This is a genomic window from bacterium (assembly GCA_024228115.1).
Classification (GTDB): domain Bacteria; phylum Myxococcota_A; class UBA9160; order UBA9160; family UBA6930.
The window spans coordinates 1-5,460 of sequence record JAAETT010000285.1 but is presented as its reverse complement, the minus strand read 5'-3'; the positions used below and the strand labels follow the sequence as shown (position 1 = coordinate 5,460).

The following is a 5,460-nucleotide window of genomic DNA, read 5'->3' as shown; positions in this document are numbered from 1 at the left end:
TGATGAGTTACGTGGACGGACACAACGATGATCCCACTCCCTTCGTCTGGTCCAAGACAGCAGAAGAGATCATCGAAAAGGTTGGCAGAGCCAGGCGCGCGCTGGATAATGCCCCAACAGCGTGAATCACATCACTAGAGGGCGCTGAGTTGGAGAGCTTCGCGTTGGGGCTCTCCCCCGACGGCGGCACCGTTCTCGGCACTTCACGAAGCTTGGGCTATCTGCTTTTGCACTGCTGCTGGTGGACGGAAGAGATCGGCCGCGACGCGGCATTCATTTGGACGGCTGACCAGGGAATGGTCGAGTTCGAGGGTGCCACCTCCCTCAAAGTGGCCTCGATAGCTGGGCACATTGCAGGAACGGATCGGGACGGCATGTTCCGTTGGAGCCCTTCAGGAGGGTACGAGCCCCTTGGGCCTCTTGGCGGGACTGTCTTTGTGAACGACATTTCTCAGAATGGTTCGGTGATCGTTGGCAGCAACGCCGTCCCGCCCAACGGTCACCTCGAGGCGTTCCGGTGGAGCGACGCGGATGGCCTATTGAATCTCGGCACGATCCCTACGTTGCATGCCTGGAGCAGGGGCGCAGCTGTCTCCGCCGATGGGAGCATCATCGTGGGCTCCACGCAAGCCGGCCCGTTTCGGTGGACGGCCGCGACGGGAATGGAGCTATTCGGCTCGGACCACATCGAAGACATCTCGCCCGACGGAGGCACCATCGTTGGTTGGAACTTCGCATGGACCGAAGGAGACGGCTTCATTCCGGTTGCTGGACATCTGCTCGCTGTCTCTCGTTTCGGCTCGTTGGCCGTCGGACAGACCGGCTCGCCGGCCGGCGCATTCATCTGGGATCGGACGAATGGTGCCCGCAACCTTCAGGACCTTCTCGAGAACCACTATGGCCTCGACCTGACCGGATGGAGCATCTTTAGAGCGACCGACGTCTCGGCCGACGGCCGAACGATCACGGGGCACGGCACGAATCCTACAGGCGATTTTGAAGGCTGGGTCGTCGTTCTGCCGCCCCAATGCGACGACGGTATCGACAACGACGGCGACGGACTTGCCGACGGCCTCGACCCTCAGTGCAGCAATCCGACGTGGAATGACGAATCGAAAAGGCTCCCGCGCCCGCTTGTGGCCTGGGTTTCGAACTCGTGGCTCTCGTGCCGCTGCTCCACCGCATACGCCGATCGCGGCGCGTGTAGCAGCGGCCGCTGGCGCCGCCAAGCAGTACACGATTGCTCGCAGCGATAGGGATGCCACGAACCAACGGACCCCGCGATGAAGCTCTGCCGGCGTTGAAGTTCCGTGGCCTCCCTCGCGCCCTGAAGCTCCACACGTGACTGAAGTACTTGCGAGAATGGTGGCGTCCCCAACGGGACTCGAACCCGTGACGAAGCGTCGTAAGTCCCCGAAAAACAAGGACTCCGCCGAGTAGATTCTTGTCGCCCGCTTGTCGCCCGCGCTGGATTCACGCCGCGTCGCCAAGCTCCCGGTCGATCTTCGCCTTGAAGGCTTCGTAGGGCTGCGCCCCGGAGAGGAAGTAGCCGTTGACGAAGAAGCTCGGCGTCCCGGTCACCCCGAGCGTCGCGGCTTCGCTCTTGTCGGCGTCGATTTGCTTCTGCGAGGCCGGGGAGGCCATGTCCGCCTTGAACTGCGCCACGTCCAGGCCCAGCTCCTTCGCGTAGCCCTCGTAGGCGGCCTCGGAGAGGTTCGACTGGTTCTTGAAGATCGCGTCGTGCATCTCCCAGAACTTCCCCTGCGCGCCCGCAGCCACGCTCGCCCGGTGCGCGGGCATCGCCTTCTGGTGGAAGGCGAGCGGCATGTGCTTGAAGGCGATGCGGACCTTGTCGCCGTACTCCTGCTTGATCTTGTCGAGCGTCGGCGTCACGCGCTTGCAGAAGGGGCACTGGAAGTCCGAGAACTCGACGATGGTGACCTGCGCCTGCGCGGAGCCGCGCACGGGGGCGTTGCCCACGGCGATCTCGTGCTGCTTTGCCGGGTCCGGCCCCCTGCGCCGGGGCGCGGGAGCCGCAGCGGGCTGGGCCGCGACGGCCGTCGGCGGGTTCTCGGCGATCGTCTCCATCGCCGTCTGGATGCCCGCAAGCTGCTCGCGGGCCGATTCGAGCGGGGCCGCGATCTGGTACGCACCGACCACCAGGGCGACACCGAGAATCAGCGCCCCGACGACGGTGGCTGTCGGCTGGTTCATGAGGGACTCCTTGTGGGGGGTGGGGGCAGGGTCGCGGAGTAGCCTGCGAAACCGAGGTGGCTCTCATGGCACGTTCCATGCCCCAGTGGGGGGCTCAACGAAGAAGGGACTGTACCGCATCTGGCTGGCCATATCGGCGTCACAGCCTGCGTCGAGGATGTGAAGTGAACGCCTGTGCCGAGCCTGCATGTTCAACTGTTCCTCGGGGAAGGTCAACTAATCGCCGCTACGGCGACGACGGCTATCGCATCAGCTTCGAGCCGTGGCCCGGAGCTATCGCATGAGATCGCCGATGGCGATTCCCGAAACCGGCCTGAGCGGGAAGTCATGTGAAGCCCGCAATCTGGCCAACCCCCCAGCACCCCATGTTTCACCCGACGGTCCCGGTCTCTGATCCAAAACCCCCTCCGCCCTCCCCCACGCCCTGCACCGCAACGACCCGGACTAACGTTGCTATGAATGGACCCGATCAGCGGTCAACAAACGACCGTTTTCGGATCATGGGAGGATTCACGAATGGCGAGGGCAGCTCTCTACGCCAGGGTCAGCACGAGCGATCAGCACCCCGAGGCGCAGCTCGACCGGCTGCGTGAATGGGCCGGGCGCACCGGCATGGACACGGTCGAGTTCGTTGATCGGCGATCGGGCCGCTGCACGTCGCGAGAGGCGCTGGATGCGCTTCTGTCAGCGGTTCGGCGACATGAGATCGAAGTGGTCGCCTGCGTGAAGCTCGATCGGCTGGCGCGTTCCACTCGGCACCTCTGCGATCTCGCAGACACTTTCGATGCGGCGAGTGTGGACCTGGTCTGTCTGGACCAATCGGTCGATACGCGTTCGGCGGCAGGGCGTCTCCTCTACCGTGTCCTCGGTGCCGTTGGAGAGTTCGAGGCGGATCTGATTCGCGAGCGTACGCGGGACGGGATGGCAGCGGCGCGAAAGAGAGGCCGAAGGCCGGGACGACCGCGGGTGCTCGATCGCAAACAGCAGGATCGCATCCATCGTCTCCGAACGAGCGGAAGCTCGCTTCGCCGGATCGCCGACCTGGTCGGCGTCTCGTACGGCACCGTGCAGCGTGTGATCTCGGGTGGCGATTCCTCGGAGGGCCGGGTGGGCTGAGTGATCGCCAATAGCGATGATGGGGGGGGCTGGGGTTTTCGGCCTTCGGCGTAGGTTAGATCCAGCCCCCATCCCTCACGACGGCCGACGTTCCCGCGGGGAACTGCTTCTAGGCTGCGCGGGCTAGCCTGCAGCTGAGCTGCAAGTTGTGAGACAATTCCGATTCAATCAGCACGGCTTGGCACCGACGCCGCTTGCCTCTGGATTGGCCAAGATATGCATCATCACACTCTTCCCCATCGTCTCCCGGGGCGCGCCAGTCGAGCCGATTGGTCCCTGTCGCCCTCCGGGCGGGCGGTGGTTTTCGTTCATGGGTTCGGAGGCGACGCGTGCGGAGCCTGGGAGGCGTTCCCGGAGCTACTGTCTGACCACCCTGACTTCGCGGACTTGGACCTACTTTACTTCGGCTACGACAGCCGCCGCCAGACGGCCAACCGTTCTGCGGAACAACTTCGCCAGCTCCTGATAGATCTATTTGAGTCCCTACACGACCTGCTCCCCCGACATCTTCGCGACGGGAGACCAAGTGGACTTACCGAGGTCTTTCTCGTGGCTCATTCCCTTGGAGCCGTAGTGAGTCGTCGCGCCCAGATCGATCTGCACCTCCAGCACAGACCATGGGCCAAGTACATCGACTTACTTCTCTTCGCGCCGGCTCACCTTGGGGCCGACATCGTGGCGCTCGCTTCAACAGCATTGTCGGCATTCCAACTTGGAAAACTGGGCGAAGCGATCGTGAAGATGAGATGGAAAGCACTGCGAGACTTGGATCCCGCCGGCAAGAAGACGACGCTGAAGAAGCTTGAGTCGGACACGACGGACCTTCTAGCTGGGAGGGCCGCGAAGAACCTCATCGCCCGCCTCGTGATACACGCGGACGACGACGGAATCATCGATGACAACCGTTTCTGCCAGGACCCGCCGGCAGAGACGGTTGACCTGACTGATCACCGTTCTGTTTGCAAGCCAATGGGTGAGAACACCAAACAGTTCCGATACGTCTCTGGCATTGTATGCCGGAGCTAGCCAATGCGAACACGGCCTTGGCAGACCTAGAATTCCTGCGTGACGAATTCGACTTCACTCACCACCGGCTCCCGCGCCCGGTAGAAAACGCAGTCTACGGCTGGGACGACCTTCGGTCTTGGCAAGCGGCGCAGGCCGCGAGTATTGAACTCGGCTTCCGGTTCGGGGTGCTTGGGGAAGTCAACGATATCGTACGTGCGACCGTCTACAACTTCGCGGAGCACCAGCCGGCGCCAGTCTCTATCGGTACCCGCGGCGCCGACGGACGAGAAGCACTGGCCTTCGCTCTCGCGGCGCGAATTGCTGACGAGGCTCGTGACTCGGAGCGTATACTGCCCAATCATTCTCGCGCTCTCTTTGCTTGCCTGCTCCACATGGACCGCTGTCTCTTCGAGAATCCAGATCTCGCCGCGCTTGCCCGGCTGTCACCCGATCAGGCGACAGCGTTGGTCGCTCACGTATCAGCTGGGGTCGAGTCGGATCTGGCGTCGGACCTCATCGACAAATTCGATGACGATGCCGAAGCTCCGCCGTCCCCGTTTTCCGGACTGCTCGATTTTGCCGACTTCTCGATTCGCCTCTCCCGAATGATGCAAGATCTGTTGCAAGACTGGCCGGAGCTGGAGAACTCAATCTGGGCCTACTTCGGCTTCCTCTATCTCCCCCAGTCCTCGGCTGGAGAGGCTCTGGAACGAGTGATCGACCTCGACTATCTCCACAAGGATGAGGTGCAGGCAAAAAGAAACGTGGTACTCGCGGCCCGCGTGAAGGCGATGCGCCAACGAGCTTCAGCGGGTGAAATCCTACTTGGTCCGAGCATTCAGGATTCCGGTACGACGAGCTAACTGCATGGGCTACTTCGAAACCGTTTCAACGCGAAACACGATGGGCGACGCCGATACTCAGCCCAGACTGTCGAGCGCCCCCCAGCTCAGCGATCTCCTGCTATCGGACTAGCTGGGCCGTAAGCGGCCAACCTCGGACGTGGTTGCGGTCCGTATCGCGGGATCTCAGCCTGTGAGCGGGCCGAGAGGTGAGTCGGCGAAGTTCTCTTTCCAAAGCCGGGGCGTGAGTTCGGAGACCCCAGCCTGAGGGTGGACGCTG

General features: G+C 62.7%; 5 protein-coding genes. 4 read left to right on the top strand and 1 reads right to left on the bottom strand.

What is annotated here, in order from left to right; all coding sequences use genetic code 11:
* The first annotated feature begins 464 nt into the window (after positions 1–464).
* Positions 465–1,256 carry a hypothetical protein gene (locus GY937_12740; protein MCP5057575.1) on the top strand — a complete coding sequence of 264 codons (792 nt, stop codon included), beginning with the start codon at positions 465–467 and terminating at the stop codon, positions 1,254–1,256.
* 217 nt (positions 1,257–1,473) lie between these two features.
* Here GY937_12740 and GY937_12735 read toward each other — a convergent pair whose 3' ends face one another.
* Complete coding sequence (locus GY937_12735) at positions 1,474–2,214, bottom strand: thioredoxin domain-containing protein (protein MCP5057574.1); 741 nt, start codon at positions 2,212–2,214, stop codon at positions 1,474–1,476.
* Between the two features lie 516 nt (positions 2,215–2,730).
* Here GY937_12735 and GY937_12730 point away from each other — a divergent pair.
* The 3 genes from GY937_12730 (at position 2,731) to GY937_12720 (ending at position 5,201) form a co-directional block, all read left to right on the top strand.
* Entirely contained in the window at positions 2,731–3,330 is a 600-nt protein-coding gene (locus tag GY937_12730) for a recombinase family protein (GenBank protein ID MCP5057573.1), read from the top strand.
* Positions 3,331–3,627: 297 nt separating this feature from the next.
* Positions 3,628–4,356: an alpha/beta fold hydrolase gene (locus GY937_12725; GenBank protein MCP5057572.1), complete on the top strand. Its 729-nt coding sequence runs from the start codon at positions 3,628–3,630 to the stop codon at positions 4,354–4,356.
* A 17-nt stretch (positions 4,357–4,373) separates the two neighbouring features.
* On the top strand, positions 4,374–5,201 hold the full coding sequence (locus GY937_12720) for a hypothetical protein (protein MCP5057571.1): 828 nt from the start codon (positions 4,374–4,376) through the stop codon (positions 5,199–5,201).
* The last annotated feature ends 259 nt before the right edge of the window (positions 5,202–5,460 follow it).